Below are 24,777 nucleotides of genomic sequence, written 5' to 3' on the forward strand. Positions count from 1 at the left end.
GTATGACGAATACCCCTGCGATGAACCGCTACAGCTGGTATGGCAAATTACCCAGCGCCGGAGATTTTTTGCAGCGTCGCTTTCCTGACACCCTTCAGCGTCAGTGGTCGCACTGGTTTCAGGTCGGCCTACTGGCCTGGCAACAGGAAGAGCAGCGCAGCGGCGAACGCCAGTTTAACAAGGCGCCGGTGTGGAACTTTGTTGTCCCGCCGATGCTGGGCAGCCAGATGATCCAGATGGGTTGCCTGCTGCCGGGCCGCGACAGCGTGGGCCGACAGTACCCGATCTGCATTCAGCTCAGTTTCGCCCCGTCAGAGTGGTCGACCAACCTGCTCAGCCAGGCTGAAAGCTGGTATCAGCAGATTGGCCGTCTCGGGCTGCATGCGGTGCGCAATAGTTTTTCCGCCTCGCAGCTGGATGAGATGCTGATGTCCATTCCGGCGCCGCAGCCCGTCGAGCCGCAAAAGCGTTCCGACATCCTCGATGTGATTGGTTATGACGAAGACGGCCAGAGCACGCTGGGCTGGCCTCAGGCGGCGGAGTGTTTTGACCCGCTTCGTCAGACCAGCTACTGGTGGACCAACCGCTGCGACGGCTACCCGCTCTACACCCACGTCCACAGCGGAAACTTCACCGGGCAGCTCTTTACGCTGCTGTTCGATCCGGCCGGCGGCGCCCGACCGGGCCGTCACGGTCTTTATCCGCCTATGTTTGAATAAGCAGGGATCACATGAATATCGAAGAATTTCTCGCGCCGATAAGCCCCGAAAAACCCTGCGGCGACAACCTTGAGTACGACGCCGATTTTCAGGCTATGGGACAGGCAAGCCAGGGTAAAGCGGAACAGCAGTTCGGCGACACGATCATTCCCGCCGAACCCGCTGACTGGAATACGGTAGAAAAGCTCGCCACCAGCCTGCTGGGGCGCACCAAAGATCTTCGCGTCATGCTGGCGTTAACCCACGCCTGGACCCGACGTCGTGGGCTGCCGGGCTACGCGGACGGCCTGCTGCTGGTGCAGGAGGCGATCACCCGCTACTGGGAGCCGCTCTATCCACTGCTGGAGGAGTATGGCGAAACGGACCCGTTCTATCGCATTAACGCCCTTGCCGCGCTGAGCGATAAATCTGACCTGACTGTCGCGCTGCGTAACGCCTCGTTGCTGCGCTCAAACGGCGATGAAATTTCGCTGCGTGACGCGCAGGCATTGCTGGATGGCAGCAAAACCGAATGCCCGGATTATCCCGGCGGCCGCCCAAGACTGATTGACGAACTGGCGCGCGGCGACCAGCCAGGTACAGAGGCCGTCATCCTGATTAATGAAAGGCTGCTGGCCATTCGCGATCTGCTCAGCGGCTACCTTGGTGAAAGCGGCGTACCAGAAATGGAGCAGTTGCTGAAAACCGTGGGGCTGGTCGCCAGCGCCTGTCAGGTGACTGACATCAGCAAGCTGCTGCCCAATCGGGATGCACAGGCCGAACAGCACGCTGAGCCGCAGACGGTGGCAACACAACCCGTGCAGCAGGTCACCGACTGGCGCAGCGTGCAGGTCACCAGTCGCGCCGACGCCCAGCTGATGCTGGAGAAAGCGAAACAGTATTTTGCGCAGTACGAACCGAGCCACCCTGCACCGCTGATGATTGAACGGGTGCAGCGGCTGTCAGAACTTAACTTTATGGACATTATTCGCGACCTGGCGCCAGACGGCGTTAACCAACTGGAAAACATCTTTGGACGCCGCGAATAACGCGTCCAGGCATTATGACGACAGGCACGGAGCTTGTCGTTTCACCTTCACCGCGCATCTTTGATGGAGAACATCATGGCAATGAGTAACAGTGGGCAGAAATTTATCGCACGTAACCGTGCCCCCCGCGTGCAGATCGAGTACGACGTAGAGATCTACGGTGCAGAACGTAAAATTCAGCTGCCGTTCGTGATGGGCGTTATGGCCGATCTGGTCGGCAAACCGGTGGAAAATCTGCCGGCCGTCGATGAGCGTAAATTCCTCGAAATCGACATCGATAACTTTGACGAACGCATGAAGGCGCTTAAGCCGCGCGTGGCGTTCCAGGTGGACAACACCCTGACCGGCGAAGGCAAGCTCAACGTCGATCTGACCTTCGACAGCATGGACGACTTCCTGCCGGATGCGGTGGCCCGCAAGGTTGAACCGCTGAACAAGCTGCTGGAAGCGCGTACTCAGCTTTCCAATCTGCTGACCTACATGGACGGTAAAAACGGCGCGGAAGAGCTGATCGCTAAAATTCTGCAGGATCCGACGCTGCTCAAATCCCTGAGCCAGTTGCCGAAAAATGACGAAAGTGCGAAAGGTAGCGAGGAGTAATCGATGAGCAACCAGACTCAACAACACGAGCAGCAGGCAGGTCAGGCGTTCAGCCAGGACGAGTTCAGCGCGCTACTGAACAAAGAATTCCGCCCTAAAACTGACCAGGCGCGTTCCGCCGTTGAGAGCGCGGTAAAAACTCTGGCGCAGCAGGCGCTGGAAAATACCGTTACTTTCTCCAGCGACACCTATCGCACCATCCAGAACCTGATCGCCGGTATCGACGAACAGCTGTCACAGCAGGTGAATCAGATCATTCACCACGACGAGTTTCAGAAGCTGGAGAGCGCCTGGCGCGGTCTGAGCTACCTGGTGAACAACACTGAAACCGACGAGATGCTGAAGATCCGCTTTATGAGCATCTCCAAGCAGGAGCTGGGCCGTACCCTGAAACGCTATAAGGGTGTGGGCTGGGATCAGAGCCCGATCTTCAAGAAAATCTACGAGCAGGAGTACGGTCAGTTTGGTGGTGAGCCGTTTGGCTGCATCGTTGGCGACTATTACTTTGACCACAGCCCGCAGGACGTTGAACTGCTGGGTGAAATGGCGCGCATCGGCTCTGCGGCCCACTGTCCGTTCATCACCGGTACCGCACCGGGCGTGATGCAGATGGAGTCCTGGCAGGAACTGGCTAACCCGCGCGATCTGACCAAAATCTTCCAGAACACCGAATACGCCGCCTGGCGTTCACTGCGTGAATCGGAAGATGCCCGCTATCTGGGCCTGGTGATGCCGCGCTTCCTGTCGCGCCTGCCTTACGGCATTCGTACTAACCCGGTCGACAGCTTTGACTTTGAAGAGCAGACCGACGGCGCGAACCACAACAGCTACGCCTGGGCGAACGCCGCTTACGCGATGGCGGCCAACATCAACCGCTCCTTCAAAGAGTACGGCTGGTGCACCTCAATTCGCGGCGTGGAGTCCGGCGGGGCGGTTGAAAACCTGCCGTGCCATACCTTCCCGAGCGATGACGGCGGCGTGGACATGAAATGTCCGACCGAGATCGCCATCAGCGACCGTCGCGAAGCCGAGCTGGCGAAAAACGGCTTTATGCCGCTGGTTCACCGCAAAAACTCCGACTTTGCTGCCTTCATTGGCGCGCAGTCGCTGCAAAAACCGGCCGAGTACCACGACCCGGATGCCACCGCCAACGCGCGTCTGGCCTCCCGTCTGCCGTACCTGTTCGCCTGCTGCCGCTTTGCGCATTACCTGAAGTGCATCGTGCGTGACAAAATCGGCTCATTCCGCGAGCGCGAAGAGATGGAACGCTGGCTGAACGACTGGGTCATGAACTACGTGGACGGTGACCCGGCCAACTCCTCTCAGGAAACCAAGTCCCGCAAGCCACTGGCCGCTGCAGAAGTCCAGGTGCAGGAGATTGAAGACAACCCGGGCTACTACGCCGCGAAGTTCTTCCTGCGTCCGCACTACCAGCTGGAAGGTCTGACCGTTTCTCTGCGTCTGGTATCTAAACTACCGTCGCTGAAAACGAAAGACGCGTAATTTTTGTGAGTTTCGCCCGGCGGCGCTACGCTTGCACGGGCCTACAATGCAACGTGAAATATAGTGATATCGCTGCACCATGTAGGCCGGGTAAGCAAAGCGCCGCCCGGCAAGAAAGACTGGTCCTGAGAGGTTCCGGAATAACGTTCGGTAGTAAAAGACTTCTCATTCTTTCCTTTTATTCGGGAGGGAATGTAAGACTGTCAAATGACACGGGTCATTTGATGTGAGGCAGAGGTAAAATATGGACGGTTTTATTCAGCCCCATGCTTTCCTGTTTGCCATATAAGTGCTTTTTCGAAAGCAATATTGTTCATCCACGAAGAGTAGATATTATGGCTATTGATATGTTTCTGAAGGTCGAGGGTGTTACGGGCGAATCTAAAGATTCTAACCACACCGGCTGGACTGATATTACCTCCTTCTCCTGGGGCGCTTCCCAGCCAGGTAATATGAGCGTTGGCGGTGGCGGCGGTGCCGGTAAAGTTAACTTTAACGATCTGCACGTTAACGCTCTGATCGACAAATCCACCACAGCAATTCTGAAACACTGCGCCAGCGGTAAACACCTGACCAAAGTTGAGCTGTCCGTCTGTAAAGCCGGTGGCCAGCAGGTGGAATACTCTCGCATTACCCTGGAAGACGTTCTGGTAACGTCTGTTCAGTACACCGGTGCAGACAACGGCGATACCGTTGGTGTGACCTATGCATTCCAGGCTGCGAAAGTGAAACAGCAGTACTGGGAGCAGACCACCTCTGGTGGTAAAGGTGCTGAAAGCAGCGCTGGCTGGAACATCAAAGAAAACAAAGAAGCATAATAGTAGTGGGTCCGAAAGGGCCCACTTTTTCCTGAGCTTCTTTTCAAGGAGAAACAAGATGTCTCATATGCGTCCTGCTTTTGGTGCCGCCTGGAACCGATTTAAAGAAGTGAACGTCAACGTAGAACAGGTTGGCAAGTTATTGGGGGGGAAAGTTCAGCATAATATAGATGCTGGTATTTTTAAAAATGCCTGCCCCATTCGTATGAGCTATGTTTTAAATTATTGTGGCATTCCAGTTCCTTCTAATAGTAAATATGCAACTGTGACCGGGAGCGACAAGAAGCGATATATGTTCCGTGTTAAAGATATGATTGCTTTTTTACCCACGGTATTGGGAAAAGCTGACATATCTGTTTCTTCTCCAACCCCAGCACAATTTGCGGGCAAGCAAGGTATTATTATTTTTACCGGGCATGGCTGGCTTGATGCAACCGGGCATGTAACACTCTGGAACGGAAATATTTGTTCGGATGATTGTCATTTCCTTGGCTCACCGGGTAATGGTTCATTTATCCCTACTAACGCAACCTTCTGGAGCCTGAAATGAAAAAGCCATTGCTCTTTGTCTTAGCCTTCGTTGCCTCCGCCGCAAATGCCCAGACGTTGCCTGATATCAGTACTTTTTCTCAACAACAAATCTTCGAAAACTGGGTGCAGAATCGATGCATCGGTAAGATTGCGGACAGTAAAAGCCTGAAAGAAGATGCTGACGCCAGCGCCGCGGCATGGCTGGAAGCAAGCAATCTGCCTGCTGAGAATTTTGAAAAAGCTGATGAGGTGATTGTTTCTTTACTGAAACAGAAGGTAGGTGGTACCGAGCCTGGTCATTATCAGATATTGAAGTGCACCTTGATCGCTAATAGTGACGCTATTCGACCACTCAAATCCTCAAAGTAGTAAAGATGAAATCGGCCCCAAACGCCGCCGTTCTCACCCCTGAGAGCGGCAGCGTTTGAGCGCTAATCATACCAGCAGGAATACGCCATGCGATTCACGATTATTTCTACGAAACCCGGTCATCAGCCGCCGCAGAGCAGTTGTGATTTTTATGCCCCCGGGGGCACTATTGGGCGCGGTACGGATAACAATCTGGTACTGCCGGACAATGACCGCACCATCTCGCGCCTGCAGGCTATTGTTCACGTTGACGCCCAGGGCGAATGCCGCGTGACCAACCGTGGCAGCGTCACCCGCGTGGTTTTGAACGACATCCCGCTGGAGCGGGGGCGTCAGGTAGAGCTGCAGGACGGGGATATTCTCGGTATTGATGACTACCGCATCGAAGTGACGGAACTTATCCACGACACGCAGCCGGTGAGCCGCATGGCCGCCAGTATGCAGCAGCAGGCTCGCCCGACAGTGGCGCCGACACCTGCTCCACAGCCAAAGCCAGCCAGTGCCGCACCGCGCGGCAAGGCGGAACCAACGGCCGTGCCGTCGGAAATCTGGGATAGCCTGATGCAGGAGTTCTCTATCTCTGACAGCATCTCCAGCAACCGCGCGAAACCGCAGCCTGCGGCGTCTCACGATCCCTTCTCGCAACCCGCGGCACCCGAGCGTAACGCTGAAGATCCGCTGGCAATGTTCAACGACAGCGAGCCGAAGCTTGAGCGTAAGAATGTCGATCCCGACACGCTGTTCAGCGATGAAGCGTTGTTCAAAAAAGAGAGCATTTTTGACGATGTCACCCCTTCAACGCTGGTGCCGCCGGTAGAGAGCAAACCTGCGCCTGCAGAAGAGGCGACGGATGAACTCGACCCGCTGGCCCTGTTTGGTGGTTCGGCCAGCGCGCCAGCCGCACGTAACGATGATCCGCTCGGGCTGATGGGCGGGGCGCCGTTAACCCATCCGGATGAGATCGTGCCTGAGCCATCTGCACCCGCGCCAGAGCCAGAGGCCGTACCGCAGGACGATCCGCTGGCGGATTCTCCGCTGTTTGCCCCTGAGCCACAGGATCCACCGCGTGTGGAAGAGGAAGAGCCGGTACGTACCGATTACGCAGGCTTTACCATGCCTACGCCGCAGGCCGTCGCACGCAGCAGCGCACAGACGCCGAAGGGACGTCTGCGTATCGACCCGGTCAAAAACGCGGCAGCGCCAAGCGCTACGGCGCAAAACGGTGAGAAAGGCGAGGTGCTGCAGGGCGAGCTGCTGGAGGCGCTGCTGGAAGGGATGGGCCTGAGCGAAATGCAGCCGGTGCCGCAGTTTGACCGTGAAAATATGCGTCAGCTGGGCCAGATCCTCGGCATGTTCTCGCAGGGCACCGTGGCGTTGCTCTCTTCGCGCTCTATCCTCAAGCGCGGCGTAAAAGCCGATATGACCATGGTGCTGGACGATGCCAACAACCCGTTCAAGCTGCTGCCGACCGGGAAAACGGTCCTGATTCAGATGTTCGGTACGCCGATGCCGGGCTTTATGCCACCCACCAAATCAGTGCGTGACGCGCTGATCGATCTGCAGGCGCATCAGCTGGGGATGATCTCCGGTATCCGCGCCATCATCGCCGCGATGCTGCAGTCCTTTAATCCGGAGCAACTGGAAGAGCAGGCGAAGCAGAACGGCATGACCTCTCGTCTGGCGCTGCCGGGCAGCCGCAAAGCCGCGCTGTGGGACTACTTTGTTCGCAGCTATGGCGAGACGGCCGGTGAGATTGAGGATGACTTCCACACCCTGTTTGGCGAAGCGTTCCTTCATGCTTATGACATGGAGGTCAATCAGTACAAAGACTCACAGAGCGGATCGGAAGAAAAATGAATATCGCAACGGCTTCTCTCTCCCGCCAGGGAACGCGCGCCAGCAATCAGGACCAGACGGGAGAAACCATAGGGGAACGTTCAGCCTGCTTTGTCGTCTGTGACGGCATCGCTGGTCTGCCGGGCGGTGAGGTGGCCGCTGAACTGGCCCGCAACAGCATCATCTCCCGTTTTGATGGCGACAAACACCTTAATGCGCAGCATATTCGTGACTATGTGCAAACCGCGAATCGCACCATTCTCAGCGAACAGCAGGCGGTGCAGGACTATCGCCGGATGGGTACCACCCTGGTCAGCCTGTTTATCGACCGGGATTACCGTCTGGCCTACTGGGCACACGCCGGGGACAGCCGTCTGTACCTGTTTCGTCGCGGCTGGCTGTGGCATGTCACCACCGACCACAGCCTGGTTCAGCAGATGAAAGATGCCGGTCACCAGACCGATAACCTCAACAGCAACCTGCTGTATCTGGCGCTGGGCATTGAAAACGGTGGTCCGGAAGCGAGCTACAGCGACGTGGTGCAGGTTGAAGACGGCGATGCCTTTTTACTCTGCACCGACGGTTTCTGGCACGGCGTCAGCGAAGAGCAGATGAAACAGTCGCTGCATATGGTCAACACCCCACAGGAGTGGCTGACCTTAATGAACCAAATCATTCAAAAGAATGCTGAACAGGAGGGGAATGCTCAGGATAACTATACGGCGCTGGCGGTATGGATGGGCAACCCTCAGGACACCACTTTGCTGCATACGCTCTCTGACGCAGCACAATTTCTTCCCTGCGGAACTGACTAGACACACAAGGAACGATATGAAACTTTGGCTATCGGGTTTGGCACTTCTGGCGGTGGCCTCCACCGCCCAGGCTGAAAATTTCCGCATCGTGCAGTCACCTGCGCAGAAGCTGGATATCTGGATCGACAACATCAAAGACAACACCCCGCAGAGCTGGTGTAAGTCAGAGATTGCGCTGCGCATTGTGGCGAACGGCAATAAAGACGTTTCCGTGCTGGAAAACTTTGTCCCGCGTCTCGGCTCACTGCTTGAGCACCAGTGCAGCAAAGTGAATAAACTCAGCTGGACCCTTAACGATCCGGCGGGCGCGACGCTGGCGCAGGGGACGGCAGGCAAAGCTCAGGAGTGGAAGCTGGTAGTGAAACAGCAGCAGACAGAGCCCGTCGCGACCCCTGCCAGCGGTGCGTTACTGCCACCTGACCAGAACGCTGAAACCAATACAGTTGCCGCTGACCGCACACCGTGGCAGGAATTTACCCTTCAGGACGGCTGCCATCTGCGCACCTTCTGGGAAGGGGGGGCTTCCGCACCGGCGCTCTTTATCCCGGATTCAGACACGACCCGCTGCGGCAACGGCAGCTGGCTGAGCGGCCACACGGTTATCTCGCAAACCCGTAACGGTGGACAAAAAGAGATAGCGGTGACCTACATTCACGGCTTCCCGGTGATGGGGCTGAATCAAAGCGCCGATCCGGAACACGCCCTGATCACCTCCGTCAACAAAGAGCGTATGGTCTTCAGCACCCCGAACAGCGACCAGAGCTGGATGATCCTGCCTTATGACAGCGCCCTGAACGGCTGGAAAAGCAACGGCACGGTGGCCGTGGAGATCTCGCGTGAGACCGCCAGCGACGATGTAAAACTGCAGGCGCGTATTGCCGCAGTGAAAAAGATCTGGAGCGCCTGGGTTACCCCTGGCACCACGCTGAATATTGTCCTGATTGACACCCTGCGTCCTCAGCTGCGTGACCCGGCAGTGGGCGCCTGGCGCGCGGCAAACTAAGGAATGGCTATGAATACGCTCTATCAACATCTGGCGGGGGAGTCGCTCAGCGACGCGCTGGTGCGTCTTGAAAACGAGATTAAAGCCCGTCCGGCGGATGCCGATCTCCGTGCCGCGTTTGTGCAGTTTCTCACCCTCAGCGGTAACTGGACGCGCGCACTGACCCAGCTGAAAAGCTGGCTGGCGCTTAAGCCGCAGGCGAAACCCACCGTTACCCTGCTGGAACAGTGCCTGCAGGGAGAACTGCAGCGTGCGCAGGTGATGGCGGGAGAACGTCGTCCGGCCATGCCGGAAGCCCAGTGGCCATGGCTGACCACCCTTGCCGCCGCGCTGAGCGAGAGCGATGAACGCGCTCACGCGCTGCGTCTGGAAGCCCTTGAACAAGCGCAGGCGAGCGCGGGTCAGTTGACGCTTGAGAATGATGAGACGCAGGCCTTTGAATGGCTGATGGACGGCGATGCCCGTCTGGGGCCGGTGTGCGAAACCCTTGTTAACGGCCGTTACTTCTGGCTGCCGTTTAGCGCTATCGCGGAGATCCGTTTCCAGGCTCCGGCCAGCGTCACCGATCTGGTCTGGCGTCATGCGCTGGTGCGTTTGACCGATGGGACGGAGCAGGTGTGTCAGATCCCGGCGCGTTATCCTTTTGCCGCCGATGCCGCTGACGCCGTTAAACTCGCACGCACCACCGAGTGGCTGCCGCTCGATGATGACGGCACTCTGTATGAAGGGTTGGGGCAGAAAGCCTGGCTCAGCGAGCAAAGCGAAAGCCCGCTGCTGTCGCTGAGTCTCGTCACTTTTGCAACGGATGGAGCCCATGAGTAATCCTGCTGGCGAAGGCGATCTGCTGCGCAGCGGCTGGCAAGCCCGCAGTAAGCAGGAGAAGGTGGGGGCGCGCGATAAAATGCAGCCCTCGCTGCTCGATCGCCTCACCGATAACGACCCGGAGAAAAAGCGCGAGTCGGCCAACAGCAACCTGATCACCCATGCCGCGCTACGTCGCAATGTGCTGCGGGATCTGCAGTGGCTGTTTAACACCATCAATCACGACGCTTCCGGCGATTTGAGCCTGCTGCCGCACGTGAGCCGCTCGGTGGTGAATTTTGGCGTTGCGCCGCTGGCCGGGAAGCGCATGTCGGACATCGAATGGCACGACATTCAGCGCAAACTCACCGAGGCGATTGTCAACTTTGAACCCCGCATTTTGCCCCAGGGGCTGCAGGTCCGCTGCGTGTCGGACACCTCCTCGCTGGATCTGCACAACGTACTCTCCATCGAGATAAAAGGGCGTTTGTGGTGTGTGCCGTACCCGCTGGAGTTTCTGTTTCGTACCGATGTTGATCTGGAAAACGGCCACTTTGAACTGAAAGATGCGGGGTGATCGTGGAAAGTAAACTGCTCGAATATTACAACCGTGAGTTGGCCTATCTGCGTGAGATGGGCGCCGAATTTGCCGAGCGCTATCCCAAAGTGGCCGGACGGCTGGGCATGCGCGGCATCGAAGTGGCGGATCCGTACACCGAACGACTGATGGAGGGCTTTGCCTTTCTGACCTCGCGCGTGCAGATGAAAATGGACGCGGAGTTTCCGCGCTTCTCCCAGCGTTTGCTGGAGATGATTGCGCCGAACTATCTCGCGCCCACTCCGTCCATGGCGATTGCTGAAATTCAGCCTGACAGCAGTCGTGGCGATTTGAGCAACGGTTTTATCGTGCCGCGCGGCACAATGATGGACAGCCTGGCGCTGAAAAAAACCGGCGTGACCTGCAGCTACACCACGGCGCATGAGGTGAACCTGCTGCCGCTGGAAATCGACAAGGTTGAGCTGGGCGGTGTACCTGCCGACCTGCCCCTGACGCAGCTGGGTCTGGGCCAGCAGGGGATCAGCAGCGCCTTACGGATCCGCATTGCCTGCGACGGTCCGCAAAACCTCGGCCACCTTGATTTTGACCGCCTGGAGTTTTTCCTCAGCGGCCCGGATATCGAGGCGTTAAAGCTGCTGGAGCTGGTGATGGAGCACCATGTCGGGCTGGTCTGCCAGACCGTCAGCAAACATCCGCAGCGTGATGTGCTGGCGTCTGATGCCCTGCGTCAGGAAGGGTTTGATGCGGATCAGTCGCTACTCCCGGACGACCTGCGCAACTTTGACGGCTACCGTCTCCTACAGGAGTACTTTGCTTTTCCGGCCCGTTTCCGCTTCATCAGCCTGAGCGGGCTGAGCAAACTGCTCCAGCGCTGCGAAAACGAAAAATCCTTCGATATCTTTATTCTGCTGGATAAAACCGATGAACAGCTGGAGCGCGTTGTCGATGCCAGCCATCTGGCCCTGCACTGCACGCCGGTGATCAACCTGTTCCCGAAAGTGGCGGCGCGTCAGAAGCTGAGCGAAGGCCAGCATGAATACCATCTGGTGGTGGATAACATCCGTCCGCTGGATTACGAAATTTACGCGGTGAACAAGATATACGGCAGCGCGGATGGTCAGCGCGACGACCAGACGTTTCGTCCGTTCTGGAGCACCTGGAGCGGGGATGCGGGCAACTATGGTGCCTATTTCTCCCTGCGTCGGGAGCAACGCGTGCTTTCAGAACATGCCCTGCGTTACGGCACCCGCACCGGCTACATCGGCTCGGAGGTGTTTGTCTCGCTGGTGGATGAGCAGCATGCGCCCTGGCAGGAGAACCTGCGCTATATCTCGGCCGAGGTGCTGTGCACCAGCCGGGATCTGCCGCTGATGCTGCAGCAGGAGCTGGGACAGTTCATTATGGCCGACTCCATGCCGGTGAAGTCTCTGACCTTGCGCAAGGGGCCGACGCCGCCGCGTCCGGCGCTGGCAGAAGGGTTCAGCACCTGGCGGTTGATCAGCCAGCTACAGATGAACTACCTCAGCCTGATGGACAGCGAAAATGAAGACGGTGCCGCCGCGCTGCGTCAGCTGTTAGGGCTGTACGCCAATCTCGCGGAGACGCCGGTTGCGCGTCAGGTAGAAGGGGTTCGTCACTGCGTGCTGGAGCCGGTTCACCGCCGCGTGCCCGAGCCGGGACCGGTGGTCTTCGCCCGCGGCATCGGCATTACCCTGACGGTGGATGAACGTGCGTTTTCCGGTGCCAGCCCCTGGCTTTTCGGTAGCGTGCTGGAGCGGCTGTTTGCCCGGCTGGTGTCGATCAACAGCTTCACGGAGTTCACCCTGAAAAGTCAGCAGCGCGGCGAGATCGGTTACTGGGCGCCGCGCATGGGTAAAAGGGCACTGGTATGAGCGACGTTGTCACCGCGCCACTGAAGGTCCATCGTCTGACGCCGCTGCCGGACAGTTTCTGGCGCGGGGTTCGCGAGACGCCATGGCGCTACGATCTGTTCCAGCTGTTAAGGCGCATTGATGCTCAGGGCGGGGAACGCTACCCGTTGGGGCGTGCGCCGCTGCCAAAATTCGAGCCGCTACGCCTGGGCCAGCAGCCGTCGATGAGTTTTGCGCCGTCGACGGTGGCGCAGGTACGCCAGCGCGAAGGCAACGGGCTGCACGAGGTCTCCATTCTGAGCTTCGGCCTGTTTGGTCCTAACGGGCCGCTGCCGGTTCACATGACCGAGTACGCCCGCGAGCGGATCCATCATCATCAGGACACCAGCCTGAGCGCGTTTGCCGATCTGTTCCATCATCGTCTGACGCTGCTGTTTTATCGCGCCTGGGCCGATGCGCAGCCTGCCGTCTCCCTCGACCGCGCCGACAATAAACGTTTTGAGGGATATCTGGCGTCGTTGATTGGGATGGGACAGCCCGGCCAGATGGACAAAGGCAGCCTGAGCGCCCACGCCCGCTTTACCCACGCCGGACACCTGACCCGCCACGGACGGGATCCTGAAGGTCTGGAAAAAATCCTGCGTAACTATTTTAAAGCCCCGGTCAAACTGATCGCCAACGTACCGCAGTGGATGCCGCTTTCACCGCGCGAGCAGGCGCAGCTGGGAGCAGGACGCCGCGTGCCGCGGATGGGCGAATCTGCGTTTCTGGGCGTGGCGGTCCGCGACGTGCAGCATAAATTTCGCATCGAGATTGGCCCGCTCAGCGCGGAAGCGTACAACCGGTTTTTGCCCGGAGAAGCATGGGTAACCGAACTGCGGGACTGGGTACGCCAGTACGCAGGGGTGGAATTTGAATGGGAAACACGGGTGATCCTGCGCGCTGACGCCGTGCAGGGCGCCACGCTCGGCAGCACCGGGCGATTGGGGTACAACACCTGGCTGGGCCTTCAGCCGCAGCCTGTCCCGCGTGGCGATCTGGTGTATCGCGCAGAGCGGTAATCCTTCCGTATACCGAATCATTGTTAATGGAAACTAACATGTCAGAAATTAGCCGTGCCGTGCTTTTCGGCAAACTGGATACGCTGTTATTTACCTCTCTGGAAAGCGCCACCGCGTTCTGCAAGCTGCGCGGCAACCCCTACGTCGAGCTGGTGCACTGGCTGCATCAGTTGATGCAGCAGCAGGATGGCGATCTGCAACAGGTGATCCGTCATTTTGCCCTCGACGAACAGCAGCTGACGCGCGATATCGTGGCGGCGCTCGATGCCCTGCCGCGCGGAGCCAGTTCCGTTTCCGATCTCTCCGAACATATCGACAGCGCCGTCGAGCGCGCCTGGGTCTATGGATCGCTGAAGTTTGGCGTCAGCCGTATCCGCGGCGGCCATCTGCTGATCGGCATTCTGAAAACCTGGAATCTGGCGAACGTGCTGAAGAGCATCTCGGCGCAGTTTACCCGTCTTAACGTCGAGGTGCTGATTGAGCAGTTCGATACTATCTGTGCCAACAGCAAAGAGACGCAGCAGGCCGCTGCCGCAGTGGATGCGCCAGCCGGTTCGGTGCCTGCTGCCCAGGGAACGCTGGCCCAGTATGGTCAGGACCTGACCGCCCGTGCCCGTGAAGGCAAAATTGACCCGGTGGTTGGGCGCGATGAAGAGATCCGCCAGATGGTCGATATCCTGATGCGTCGCCGACAGAACAACCCGCTGCTGACCGGGGAAGCCGGCGTCGGAAAAACGGCGGTGGTGGAAGGGCTGGCACTGCGCATCGCCGACGGCGATGTGCCGGAGCCGCTGCAAAACATTCAGCTGTGGCTGCTGGATATCGGCATGCTGCAGGCCGGTGCCGGGATGAAAGGCGAGTTCGAAGCCCGTCTGCAGGCATTAATCAATGAAGTACAGTCCAGCGCCACGCCAATCATTCTGTTTATCGATGAGATCCACACCCTGATCGGTGCGGGCGGTCAGCAGGGCACCGGCGACGCCGCTAACCTGCTGAAGCCGGCGCTGGCGCGTGGACAACTGCGTACCATTGGCGCCACCACCTGGGCGGAATACAAAAAATACATCGAGAAGGATCCGGCGCTGACCCGTCGCTTCCAGACGGTACAGGTACATGAACCCGATGAGGCCAAAGCGGTTCTGATGCTGCGCAGCACCGTGTCGCCGCTGGAGACCCATCATCAGGTCTTACTGCTCGACGAAGCGGTTAGCGCAGCCGTGAAGCTTTCGCATCGCTACATTCCCGCCCGTCAACTGCCGGATAAAGCCGTTGCGCTGCTGGATACGGCCTGCGCCCGCGTGGCGGTGAGCCAGAGTGCACCTCCGGCGCAGCTGGAAGATTGCCTGCGCCATCTTGCGGCGCTGGACGTAGAAATTGAGATAGCGGAGCGCGAAGCGCGCGTCGGTGCAGGGGAATCTGAGCGCGTTACGGCACTGACCGCAGAGCGTGACGCGTATGAAGCCAAACGTGAGGCCCTGGCCCGGCGCTGGGAAGACGAGCGCAGCCTGGTGCAGGAGATCATCCGCCTGCGTGCCGCACTGTTTGCGGCGGGCGATGACGATACCGCAGCGCTGCGCAGCCAACTGGCAGAGCAGCAGCAGGCGCTGAACGCCTTACAGGGTGATGAACCGCTGCTGTTTGCCGCTGTGGATGAAAACGTGGTGGCGGCAGTGGTCTCTGACTGGACCGGCATCCCGCTGGGCCGGATGGTGAAAAACGAGATTGACGCGGTGTTGAACCTCGCCGACACGCTGAACCAGCGGGTGATTGGCCAGCGTCACGGTCTGGAACTGATTGCCCGCCGGGTGAAAACCTCCCGGGCGAAACTCGACGATCCGAACAAGCCGGTCGGCGTGTTTATGCTCTGCGGTCCGTCGGGGGTGGGGAAAACCGAAACCGCGCTGGCGCTGGCGGAGTCGCTGTACGGTGGCGAACAGAACGTCATCACCATTAATATGAGTGAATTCCAGGAAGCGCATACGGTTTCAACCTTAAAAGGTGCACCGCCGGGATACGTCGGTTATGGTGAAGGCGGGGTGTTAACCGAGGCCGTCCGTCGCCGTCCTTACAGCGTGGTGCTGCTGGACGAAATCGAAAAAGCGCACCCGGACGTACATGAGATCTTCTTCCAGGTCTTTGACAAAGGCTGGATGGAGGACGGCGAAGGTCGTCACATTGATTTCCGTAATACGATTATTATTCTGACGTCTAACGTCGGGACCGAGCTTATCAGCGCCATGTGTGCCGATCCGGAACTGATGCCGGAGCCGGAGGCGTTAAGCGGGGCGCTGCGCCAGCCGCTGCTGGAGGTGTTCCCACCGGCGCTGCTGGGCCGGTTGCTGGTGGTGCCGTACTATCCGCTGAGCGACGCGATGCTGGGGCAGATTGTTCGCCTGCAGCTCAAACGCATTCAGCGTCGCCTGGAAGAGAATCACAATATTATTTCCGAGTTTGATGACAGCGTTGTAGAACAGATTGTTCAACGCTGTACCGAGGTGGAATCAGGTGGACGTATGGTGGATGCGATCCTGACCAACACCTTGCTGCCTCAGATGAGTCAGATATTACTTACCGCCAGCCGCAGCGACGAGCAGTACCGACGTCTGCATGTCACCTGCGAGCAGGGCGAGTTTCACTGTCAGTTTGCCGCGTAATAATCATCAAGAGAACTGTAAAAGATGACGGATAATGATAACAATCGGACTGTCCCAAACGCGCTCCCGGTCGGGTATCGCTTCAACGAGTTTGAAATTAAAGAGGTGATTGGCGGCGGCGGATTCGGCATCGTCTATCGCGCCTGGGATCACCAGCTCGAACGCACTATCGCTATCAAAGAATTTATGCCTTCCTCGCTCGCCGTGCGCGGCGACGACATGACGCTGGTACTGCGCAGCGAACGCTTTGGCAAAGCGTTTTCGGCGGGGCTGAACAGCTTCATTCAGGAAGCCCGCCTGCTGGCGCGCTTCAACCACCCGAACCTGCTGCACGTGTTGCGCTTCTGGGTGCAAAACGATACGGCCTACATGGGGACGCTGTTTTACAGCGGCACCACGCTTTCTCGCCTGCGCGAGGAGAAGCCGGAGCTGATTAACGAGGCATGGATCCGACGTACGCTGCCGATGCTGTTTGGCGCAATCAAGACCATCCATGACGAGGGCTATCTGCACCGCGATATCTCACTGGATAACATCCAGATTCAGGATAACGGCCTGCCGGTGCTGCTGGACTTCGGCTCCGCGCGTCGCACCATCGGTAACCTCTCTGACGAAACCGAAACCATGCTGCGTCCGGGCTTTGCGCCTATCGAGCAGTACACCGACGACAACGAAAGCGAGCAGGGACCCTGGACGGATATTTACGCCCTCGGCGCGGTGCTGCGCACCCTGATCGTGGGTTCACCGCCGCCGGTTAGCGTGGTGCGTTCTATTCAGGACACCTGCAAACCGCTGGTGGAAATCCAGCCGCAGGGGTACTCCCTGTCGCTGCTGCAGGCCATCGACCGTGCCCTGGCGTTGCATATGGAAGACCGTCCGCAGTCTATTGATGAGTTCGCGGCATTGATCGAGATGCCGGTCGCCGGTATCGATGACGTGCTGACTGCTAAAAAACCGGGCACCATGCTGGTGCCGGTGGAAGAAGAGGCACCGGCTTCGGCGTTTGACTGGCGTCGTTACAAGATCCCCGGGATGGTTGCCGCGGGTGTGCTGGTCGGGGTGGTAGCTGGCGCGATGCTGTTCAGCGGCGGCCACGATGCGCCAGAGCAGGCTGCGCAAGCGCCGGAAACATCCCGCACGACAGAAACCGCATCGAACGCGCCAGAAGTCAAACCGGAGACCGCGAAGGTGAGCGAACAAGCGGCAACGCCTGCGACAGCGCAACCGACGCCGCCACCGGTTGAAGCCAGCCCGATTGCTCTGGTCTACATTCGCATTCTTGACGGAGAGACGTTGAAAGTGAACGGCGAGCCGAAAGCGCTGCGTCCGGCGAACAACGGCTATGCATCGCTCAAGCTGCCAGCGGGTGAGGTGAGCATTGAACTGCAGGGCAACGGCAGAACCCGTAGCCAGACGCTGGATATCGTGAAGCCTGGCACCTGGCTGGTGAATCCGTAAACAAGGCGAACAGGGACTGGTAACAGGACGGAGCGAATGTACAACATAAAATTTGTCTATCTTTTCAGCGAGAACGTCTCGCCCGCGCTTTTTGCGAAAATTATCCGCCCGTCCGTTGCCGGGCAGTGGATTATGTCGGTGCCCGACAATTCGCTGCGCTCGCTGTTTACACGTTACGACTTGCTGCACTCCATCACTGGCGCGAATCCTTATCAGTCCGGGCGCGATACCCGTAAGCTGATTGTGCAGGATCTCGACATGGGCAGAGTGGTGGCGATCGACGAGAGCTATCGTAACTGGTCGTCAGTGACGGAGATATTTTATATCAATGCTGATGGCCGCCTGCAGGCTGCCTCGCAGGACGGTCTGGGCTGGTACCCGGTGAGTACAATTGTCGACCGCTACGAAACCATGGTGCGAACCTATGGCTCCCGCCCTGCGCCAACGGTGCTGCCGAAGCAGGTAGTCAAATCCAAAGCGGCACAGATGCCGGATGAGCCGACGCCGGGCAAAGACGGTAAAACCTATGCGGCACAGCTGGAGAATATGACCAAAGCCGAACGCTGGCAGGCGCGTAAGGATCTGATTGCGAAGGGGAGTAATAGCCTCTATCCGGATGCGCAAATCGCGGCTAAGCGGCTGGCGGCGAATAATATCGCGGTTGAGAAAGCGAAGCTGGCAGAGAATGTGTATAAGACCGTGAACCCGCTTGAGGCCACGCCGGGAGTACCGGAGGGATGGAAGGATATCAGTAATGATGCGGGTGCTTTGCAAAAGTTTGGCCTTAAAAGCAAAGATCTTTTCGATAGAGCTGACTCACCTGATTTTCTGTCACGCGTATATCAGCCTGATCCGGGTGTATTCGGTAAAGACATGAATTCGACGCTGGTTTTTAGAGGATCGAGGGAACCGGGGTTGCCATCGCTTTCAGAGCATCTGGACTCGCTGCGAAATAAAAATGGATTCGCCTCAATAAAAAATGGTGCCGACTGGGCGAATAACTTTAAGCAAGGAATAGGGTTTGAAGCACCTTATTACCGCAGTGCAGTGCAACTGGGTGAAAAAATAGCAATGTCTTCCCAGCCGATTGATATTGCTGGTCATTCTTTAGGGGGCGGCTTGGCCTCGGCAACGTCTATAGCGAGTGGAAAAGCGGCCTGGACATTTAATGCGTCAGGGTTAAATAGCGGGACAGTAGAAAAATATGGCGGACGTTTGTTGGGAAGCGCTGAAAACATACAGGCCTACCGCGTCAAAGGAGAGCTGCTGACTAAAATTCAGGAAGTCGATCTTGTTGAGGACTTTAAAATGGTGAGAGGACATGTCCCGTCCTTAATCGCTAAAGAAGAGTTGTCAGCACTGGCACCTGATGCCGCAGGTATTCCTCATGATCTGCCTGGTGGGGTTGGTGGAGCACTCGACAGGCACGGGATTGGACAAGCCATTAATTGTATAGAACAGCAAAAAGACGAAGATATTTCGATAATCAGGAGTCGTTTGTGAATAAGCTTTTTGTATCCTTTTTCGTGATTCTATTTTCATTGCTGATTCAGGGGTGTAAACAAGATATGGATCTAAATCCACAAGATTATTTCAGCGGTCAGCAACTGGTTCTGGCTGAAGATATTCAGCATGGCGATATTGACGGTGTTGAAAAACTTGCGCCGCAAACTGATCTTAACAAACCAGGTAAGCAAGACATGACGCTTCTGTTTTGGGCGCTTGGAAACAGTATCAATGACAATAAAACTCCTTCTCGATTAAAAATCGTCACTTTATTGGTTAAGTCTGGGGCTGATCCCCTGCAACCGAGGCCGCAGGGTAAAAGCAGTCCCGCTGAGTTTGTATTGAATGCGGACAGTGCAGACTGGATCAATGCTTTACTCGACGGGGGATTATCGCCTGACGCTAAAGATAAAACGTTTCATGAGCCTATAATTTTTGAAACCATCAAAGCAAAAAATACGGACACGCTTGAGGCTCTGCTGGATCGAGGGGCAAACATTAATATCACTGATTCACTAAACAGTACATTATTGTTTGAAGCCTTAAACTATCATGCTTACGATCACGTAATGCTACTGCTGAAACGGGGTGCTGATACAGAAATTAGAGCCAAAAATGGCTGGACGATGGGTAACCAACTCCAACGCTATCTTGAAAGAGCTAAAGAAGGTAGTGATGAGTATAAAAAACTTAACGAAATAAAAGAACTCCTTATTCAACATGGCGGTAAATGGCCACCTGCGCCAGTAAAACAATGATAAGCAGTAGGATATACGTTCAATATATTATATGGAATTGACGTGAAAATACGGTTAATTGCTAGCCTCACAGTGGTTTTCATTTTTCTGATACAGGGATGTAGACAAAATTCGGATTTGAATCCCGAAGATTACTTTAGCGGCCAGCAGCTTATTCTGGCGCGGGCGATTGAAAGCGGCAATATGGATGAAGTCAAAAAATTTCTTCCGAAAACCGATCTCAATAAACCCGGTCAACATGATATGACGCTACTTTTTTGGGCGTTGACGAATACACTTTATGATAAGAAAACGCAACCGCGCTTACATATCATGACCGAACTAATAAAGGCCGGTGCCGACCCGCTTCAGCCAAGACCCAATGGAAAAAGTAGCCCGGCAGAGTTTGTACTTATGGCCGACAGTGGAGACTGGATAAAGGCGATGCTGGATGGGGGATTATCTCCGAATGCGAAAGATTACGTTTTTAATAAACCAATTATTTTTCAAACTCTGGAAGCGAAAAACACCGAGACACTAAAAGCAATGCTTGACTGGGGCAGCAATATCGACATAACGGATTCCCTGGGTGAGACTCTGCTGATAAATGCTTTCGATTTTCATTCCTACGATCATGTTTTCCTTTTACTTGAGCGTGGGGCTGATCCTGACATTCGTGCTGATAACGGGTGGGCCTTAGGAAATCAGTTGCAGCGTTTTCTTGAAAGAGCGAAAAAAGACAGTGACGAGTATAAAAACCTTATCGCTATTAAAGAATCACTTATCCGACATGGTGGTAAGTGGCCACCCGAGCCGGTCAAAAGAGGGATTGAGTGAACATAAACGCAAAAAATAAAATACTCTATTTCTGGGGCATTATGGATGTCATCGGCATTGTGTTTTATTTTGTCGGCCCATACCACTTGCTTCAGTCATGGTGGGATTCTACCGGTGGGAATTTTGGTGTTATCATCTTCATGCTGATAGCAGGAGGGGTAAACGGTTTATTGACGGGTCTTTTTTACCTCGTATACCTTCTGTGGCCGGTTTCATTACTCTTTTCTGCCTGGTTTTTTTTCACAACTCACCGATATGCCGTCCGGTTTGCTCTGGCGCAGGAAGTGCTACGCCTGCTCACCATGAGTTGTTCGGTGACCTTGTTCCCGATGATTATTGTCGGTCTCGGAATGAGTGTTATATCTCTTAATATCACGCTGTTCATTTTGTCCGAAATAGTAAAAATTGGCTCGCTCATATTTGTCATGAAAAAATGGGATGCGGGTGATGGGGTAAACAAATTTTTACCGTTAACTGAACGGGACTATATCGAAAGGGCCCTCAGACTGGCGCAAAAAAGATATGCGGAAATTAATGGCAAGTACCCCAGGGAGCCAATTTTACATATGTATGATGAGATCGTGCAGCAGTTACGCATTCTGAAAAAGATTGTGATCAAAAACAAAGCTGACAAATCCGTATTAAAGAGAATGACTTTTGGCATTTATGCGGTCAGAGAGTTTGAAAACTCAGATGAGCTCTTTTTCGAGAGACTGACGGAAGCATGGTATATCGCAGATCAACGTCTCCGTGGCGTTAAAGTGAAATTACCGCATGAAGTGGATCCTGACTATGTTCAGAAACAATGCGTACTGGCGGAAAAATACCCTGACGAGTTTTGAGAGTTATGGATGTCATTTTGTCAATCTGGTACGGAAGTTAAAGGATATGCATGAATAAACAAAGTTATACAGCGATGGATTATATTGAAAATGCCCTCGGCGTTATTCAGGAGCGAAAGTCAATTCATCCTTCTTTTTCTTTGTATAACATGGCTGAAAAACAAGTGGCGTATGTCAGGGATATCCTGACAGGAAAGAATAAAGATAAAAGTAAACTCCATACGTTAAATCTTGGCGCTATGGCTGCAAAAGAGTTTGAAACTACCGATGAAGAGCTTGCCCGGCATCTGTCAAATGTAAACTACATCGCTTCGCAGATGGCGCAAGGGTTAAAAGTTATTCTTCCTCATGAGCAGGATAATGAATATCTAAAAAGGCAAAAGCGGTATCGAAATTAAGCAGACGGTGACTTGTGCATATCACCAAACGTCTTGTCAGAAATCTCGTCTTTGTTAATACATTTATTTAGCATAAAACATTACGGAATACAGATTATGCTCAACCGAATTACCGTCCAGCTCCCCGTCGAGGGGCTGCTCTTCTGGAAACTCTCCGGCCGCGAGGCGATGTCCGAGTCGTTCGCCCTGACGCTGACCCTGCTCGGCACGGATGCGCGTATCGACCGCAGCAAACTGCTGGGCCAGCCGGTCACGGTGACCATCCCGACCCAGAACCTGCTTACCCCGCGCTACATCAACGGTAAAGTCACGCGTGTGGCGGTGAGCGCCGTTGAGCTGACGGGAACGCGCTATGCGGTGTATCAGCTGACGGTGGAGCCGGACCTGTGGCCGATGAAGCGCGACCGTAACCTGCGTATCTTCCAGGGGCAGACGGTGCCGCAGATTGTGAAAACCCTGCTGGGCGAGCATCAGGTCAACGTGGAAGATAAGCTCACCGGCAGCTACCGGGTGTGGGACTACTGCGTCCAGTATCAGGAGTCGAGTCTCGACTTTATCAGCCGCCTGATGGAGCTGGAGGGAATAGCGTATTACTTCAGCCACGAGGCCGACAAACACACCCTGGTGCTCACCGACGCCGCCACGCAGCATCAGCCGTTCAGCGGTTACGAGGTCATCCCCTATCACCAGACGCCGTCCGGCGGTAGCACGGACGAAGAGGGCATCAGCCAGTGGGCGCTGGAGGACAGCGTCACGCCGGGCATTTACAGCCTCGACGACTACGACTTCCGCAAGCCGAACGCGTGGCTGTTCCAGGCGCAGCAGAACCCGGCGTCGCCGAAGCCGGGCAGCATTGACGTGTACGACTGGCCTGGGCGCTTTGTGGAGACCGGGCATGCGGAGTTCTACGCCCGCATTCGCCAGGAGCGCTGGCAGGTGGAGCATCAGCAGATTCAGGCCACGGCCACGGCGGCGGGTATTGCGCCGGGCCACACCTTCACCCTGACCAACGCACCGTTCTTCAGCGATAACGGTGACTATCTGGTGACGGCGGCCGGGTATCATCTGGAAGAGAACCGCTATGCCAGCGGCGAAGGGGAGACCATTCACCGTATCGATTTCACGGTTATCCCGGCGTCGGTGTCGTTCCGTCCGGCGCAGTCCACGGCGTGGCCGCGCACCTACGGCCCGCAGACGGCGAAGGTTGTCGGGCCGCAGGGAGAAAGCATCTGGACGGACAAATACGGCCGCGTGAAGGTGAAATTCCACTGGGACCGTCTGGCAAAAGGGGACGACACCAGCTCCTGCTGGGTGCGTGTGTCGAGCGCCTGGGCGGGCCAGGGTTACGGCGGGGTGCAGATCCCGCGCGTGGGCGATGAGGTGGTGGTGGACTTTATCAACGGTGACCCGGACCGTCCGATTATCACCGGGCGCGTGTACAACGATGCCAGCATGCCACCGTGGGCGCTGCCGGCGGCGGCGACGCAGATGGGCTTTATGAGCCGCACGAAAGATGGCTCCGTGGATAATGCCAACGCCCTGCGGTTTGAGGACAAGGCGGGTGCGGAACAGGTGTGGCTCCAGGCCGAGCGCAATCTCGATATCAACGTCAAAAATGATGAATCGCATGCCACGGAAAAAAATCGAACCCAATATGTGGGAGAGGATGAAACCTTACGGGTGGCAAAAAATCAGAAGGCAGGGGTTAAAGGGGATGTGGTCTGCCTGACGGGCAACAGCCGCAGCGATAAAGTTGTTAATAACTTTATTATTTCAGCGGGCAATACGTTGAGGCTGGAGTGTGGTGAAAGCGCCATTGAATTATCAAAAGACGGGAGCGTGAATATCATTGGCAATAACTTTAACTTTACCGCAAAACAGAGTGCACAAATAAACACGCTTTCCGGGGAACTGCATCTTAACCCTGCTGATGGCAGCAATGCCATCGATGCGCCAGGGGCATCCCACCAGACGGCAATCCAGCAGGAAGTGGATGGTTTTTTTGTTATTAATGCCAACAAATAAGAGTAACTCAAATGGCTGAATATATTCTCCAGGAAGCTACCCTGGCGTTACCAGATGTATATAAAGACAGAACCATGAATTTATTTACCCTGAGCGAAAATGGTGCCAGTGAGTTTACCTTCGTTGTTTCTCGTGCCAGTGTAAAAAAAGATGAGAGTGTGCATGATGTGGCAACTCGTCTGGTGCGTGAGTTAGAAATTACCGTACCAGATTTTAACCTGACGTCCTCGCATATGACCACTGTTGATAATCACGCGGCTGCGGAGCTTTTTTATCATTTTAAAAATGATGGTACGACCGTTTTTCAGAAGCAGACCATTATTTTAATGGACGAGCATCCCGCTGGGCGAAAAATGGTGTGTTACATCGGTACCTGTCCTGGTGAGTTTAGCGATTATTATCACGATCAATATCAAGCAATTATCCGCAGTATCAAGTTCCATAAGCCAGCTCCGACCGAAACCAGAGATATGCTTGAGGCCAACACAGAGGGGCCATTTTTTGCACTCGATAGCGAGAGTAAGATACTCAGCGTGTTTAAAAACATTCAGGAGCTTTACGGGCATCTTTCGCTTCAGCGGGCGAAAGAGGGACACTATTTACTTTTTGATAAGCAGGGGGCACCTTTAAGTATTGCGCCTGTCCCGGGCAGTCAGCCTCTTCGTTACGCGCTGTGGACCCTTTCTGCAGAAAAATCCCACCACTTAGTTTCACAGCTTTCTGTTTGCCGCCAGGTCTCAGGTTCTGACGACCTTAACTCAACAGATCAGATCCGCAAGTATCTGATGGCGCAGAGAGCCAAATAG

Annotated in this window: 23 protein-coding genes; all 23 read left to right on the plus strand. The window is 55.7% G+C overall.

Annotation, left to right across the window (positions count from 1 at the left end; translation table 11 throughout):
• Nucleotides 1-2: 2 nt before the first annotated feature.
• The 23 genes from tagF to NQ842_RS10685 all read left to right on the plus strand — a co-directional run bounded on the left by tagF (nt 3) and on the right by NQ842_RS10685 (nt 24,777).
• Complete coding sequence (gene tagF, locus NQ842_RS10575; RefSeq protein ID WP_013096179.1) at nt 3-719, plus strand: type VI secretion system-associated protein TagF; 717 nt, start codon at nt 3-5, stop codon at nt 717-719.
• 11 nt (nt 720-730) lie between these two features.
• Complete coding sequence (gene tssA / locus NQ842_RS10580) at nt 731-1,747, plus strand: type VI secretion system protein TssA (protein WP_221345639.1); 1,017 nt, start codon at nt 731-733, stop codon at nt 1,745-1,747.
• Between the two features lie 75 nt (nt 1,748-1,822).
• Nucleotides 1,823-2,347: a type VI secretion system contractile sheath small subunit gene (gene tssB, locus NQ842_RS10585; RefSeq protein ID WP_008502644.1), complete on the plus strand. Its 525-nt coding sequence runs from the start codon at nt 1,823-1,825 to the stop codon at nt 2,345-2,347.
• Nucleotides 2,348-2,350: 3 nt separating this feature from the next.
• Complete coding sequence (tssC, locus tag NQ842_RS10590) at nt 2,351-3,850, plus strand: type VI secretion system contractile sheath large subunit (protein ID WP_257256817.1); 1,500 nt, start codon at nt 2,351-2,353, stop codon at nt 3,848-3,850.
• Between the two features lie 335 nt (nt 3,851-4,185).
• Nucleotides 4,186-4,668 carry a type VI secretion system tube protein Hcp gene (locus NQ842_RS10595; RefSeq protein WP_008502640.1) on the plus strand — a complete coding sequence of 161 codons (483 nt, stop codon included), beginning with the start codon at nt 4,186-4,188 and terminating at the stop codon, nt 4,666-4,668.
• A 58-nt stretch (nt 4,669-4,726) separates the two neighbouring features.
• The gene (locus NQ842_RS10600; RefSeq protein WP_013096182.1) at nt 4,727-5,218 is read left to right on the plus strand and encodes a type VI secretion system amidase effector protein Tae4; all 492 of its coding nucleotides are present in this window, start codon (nt 4,727-4,729) and stop codon (nt 5,216-5,218) included.
• On the plus strand, nt 5,215-5,568 hold the full coding sequence (locus NQ842_RS10605; RefSeq protein WP_013096183.1) for a T6SS amidase immunity protein Tai4 family protein: 354 nt from the start codon (nt 5,215-5,217) through the stop codon (nt 5,566-5,568). The genes NQ842_RS10600 and NQ842_RS10605 overlap by 4 nt, the downstream gene beginning before the upstream one ends.
• Nucleotides 5,569-5,655: 87 nt before the next feature.
• Nucleotides 5,656-7,425, plus strand: a complete 1,770-nt coding sequence (gene tagH, locus NQ842_RS10610; RefSeq protein ID WP_097535627.1) for a type VI secretion system-associated FHA domain protein TagH — start codon at nt 5,656-5,658, stop codon at nt 7,423-7,425.
• Nucleotides 7,422-8,219, plus strand: coding sequence for a PP2C family serine/threonine-protein phosphatase (locus NQ842_RS10615; protein WP_013096185.1), 798 nt, complete (start codon nt 7,422-7,424; stop codon nt 8,217-8,219). Before tagH ends, NQ842_RS10615 begins: the two co-directional genes overlap by 4 nt.
• A 16-nt stretch (nt 8,220-8,235) precedes the next feature.
• Nucleotides 8,236-9,222, plus strand: a complete 987-nt coding sequence (locus NQ842_RS10620) for a hypothetical protein (protein WP_257256818.1) — start codon at nt 8,236-8,238, stop codon at nt 9,220-9,222.
• A gap of 9 nt (nt 9,223-9,231) precedes the next feature.
• The gene (locus NQ842_RS10625; protein WP_257256819.1) at nt 9,232-10,044 is read left to right on the plus strand and encodes a type VI secretion system accessory protein TagJ; all 813 of its coding nucleotides are present in this window, start codon (nt 9,232-9,234) and stop codon (nt 10,042-10,044) included.
• The gene (gene tssE / locus NQ842_RS10630; RefSeq protein WP_014832318.1) at nt 10,037-10,600 is read left to right on the plus strand and encodes a type VI secretion system baseplate subunit TssE; all 564 of its coding nucleotides are present in this window, start codon (nt 10,037-10,039) and stop codon (nt 10,598-10,600) included. The genes NQ842_RS10625 and tssE overlap by 8 nt, the downstream gene beginning before the upstream one ends.
• Before the next feature lie 2 nt (nt 10,601-10,602).
• Nucleotides 10,603-12,474: a type VI secretion system baseplate subunit TssF gene (tssF, locus tag NQ842_RS10635; protein ID WP_257256820.1), complete on the plus strand. Its 1,872-nt coding sequence runs from the start codon at nt 10,603-10,605 to the stop codon at nt 12,472-12,474.
• Nucleotides 12,471-13,514: a type VI secretion system baseplate subunit TssG gene (gene tssG, locus NQ842_RS10640; protein WP_095454533.1), complete on the plus strand. Its 1,044-nt coding sequence runs from the start codon at nt 12,471-12,473 to the stop codon at nt 13,512-13,514. The genes tssF and tssG overlap by 4 nt, the downstream gene beginning before the upstream one ends.
• 38 nt (nt 13,515-13,552) lie before the next feature.
• Nucleotides 13,553-16,168 carry a type VI secretion system ATPase TssH gene (gene tssH / locus NQ842_RS10645; protein WP_257256822.1) on the plus strand — a complete coding sequence of 872 codons (2,616 nt, stop codon included), beginning with the start codon at nt 13,553-13,555 and terminating at the stop codon, nt 16,166-16,168.
• A gap of 24 nt (nt 16,169-16,192) precedes the next feature.
• Nucleotides 16,193-17,626 (plus strand): serine/threonine-protein kinase, encoded by a 1,434-nt coding sequence (locus NQ842_RS10650; RefSeq protein WP_046888081.1) that lies wholly within the window; start codon nt 16,193-16,195, stop codon nt 17,624-17,626.
• A gap of 36 nt (nt 17,627-17,662) precedes the next feature.
• Nucleotides 17,663-19,129 carry a phospholipase gene (locus tag NQ842_RS10655; protein ID WP_125366456.1) on the plus strand — a complete coding sequence of 489 codons (1,467 nt, stop codon included), beginning with the start codon at nt 17,663-17,665 and terminating at the stop codon, nt 19,127-19,129.
• Nucleotides 19,126-19,890 (plus strand): ankyrin repeat domain-containing protein, encoded by a 765-nt coding sequence (locus tag NQ842_RS10660; RefSeq protein ID WP_058684075.1) that lies wholly within the window; start codon nt 19,126-19,128, stop codon nt 19,888-19,890. Before NQ842_RS10655 ends, NQ842_RS10660 begins: the two co-directional genes overlap by 4 nt.
• A gap of 42 nt (nt 19,891-19,932) precedes the next feature.
• Complete coding sequence (locus NQ842_RS10665) at nt 19,933-20,706, plus strand: ankyrin repeat domain-containing protein (RefSeq protein ID WP_257256823.1); 774 nt, start codon at nt 19,933-19,935, stop codon at nt 20,704-20,706.
• Nucleotides 20,703-21,548: an immunity protein Tsi6 family protein gene (locus tag NQ842_RS10670; RefSeq protein ID WP_224085017.1), complete on the plus strand. Its 846-nt coding sequence runs from the start codon at nt 20,703-20,705 to the stop codon at nt 21,546-21,548. Before NQ842_RS10665 ends, NQ842_RS10670 begins: the two co-directional genes overlap by 4 nt.
• Before the next feature lie 50 nt (nt 21,549-21,598).
• Nucleotides 21,599-21,946 carry an immunity protein Tsi6 family protein gene (locus tag NQ842_RS10675; RefSeq protein ID WP_058684073.1) on the plus strand — a complete coding sequence of 116 codons (348 nt, stop codon included), beginning with the start codon at nt 21,599-21,601 and terminating at the stop codon, nt 21,944-21,946.
• 96 nt (nt 21,947-22,042) lie between these two features.
• Nucleotides 22,043-23,971 carry a type VI secretion system Vgr family protein gene (locus tag NQ842_RS10680; protein WP_038419859.1) on the plus strand — a complete coding sequence of 643 codons (1,929 nt, stop codon included), beginning with the start codon at nt 22,043-22,045 and terminating at the stop codon, nt 23,969-23,971.
• An 11-nt stretch (nt 23,972-23,982) separates the two neighbouring features.
• Nucleotides 23,983-24,777: a DcrB-related protein gene (locus tag NQ842_RS10685; protein WP_062857075.1), complete on the plus strand. Its 795-nt coding sequence runs from the start codon at nt 23,983-23,985 to the stop codon at nt 24,775-24,777.

This window comes from Enterobacter cloacae complex sp. R_G8 (assembly GCF_024599795.1).
GTDB classification, from domain to species: Bacteria; Pseudomonadota; Gammaproteobacteria; order Enterobacterales; family Enterobacteriaceae; genus Enterobacter; species Enterobacter dissolvens.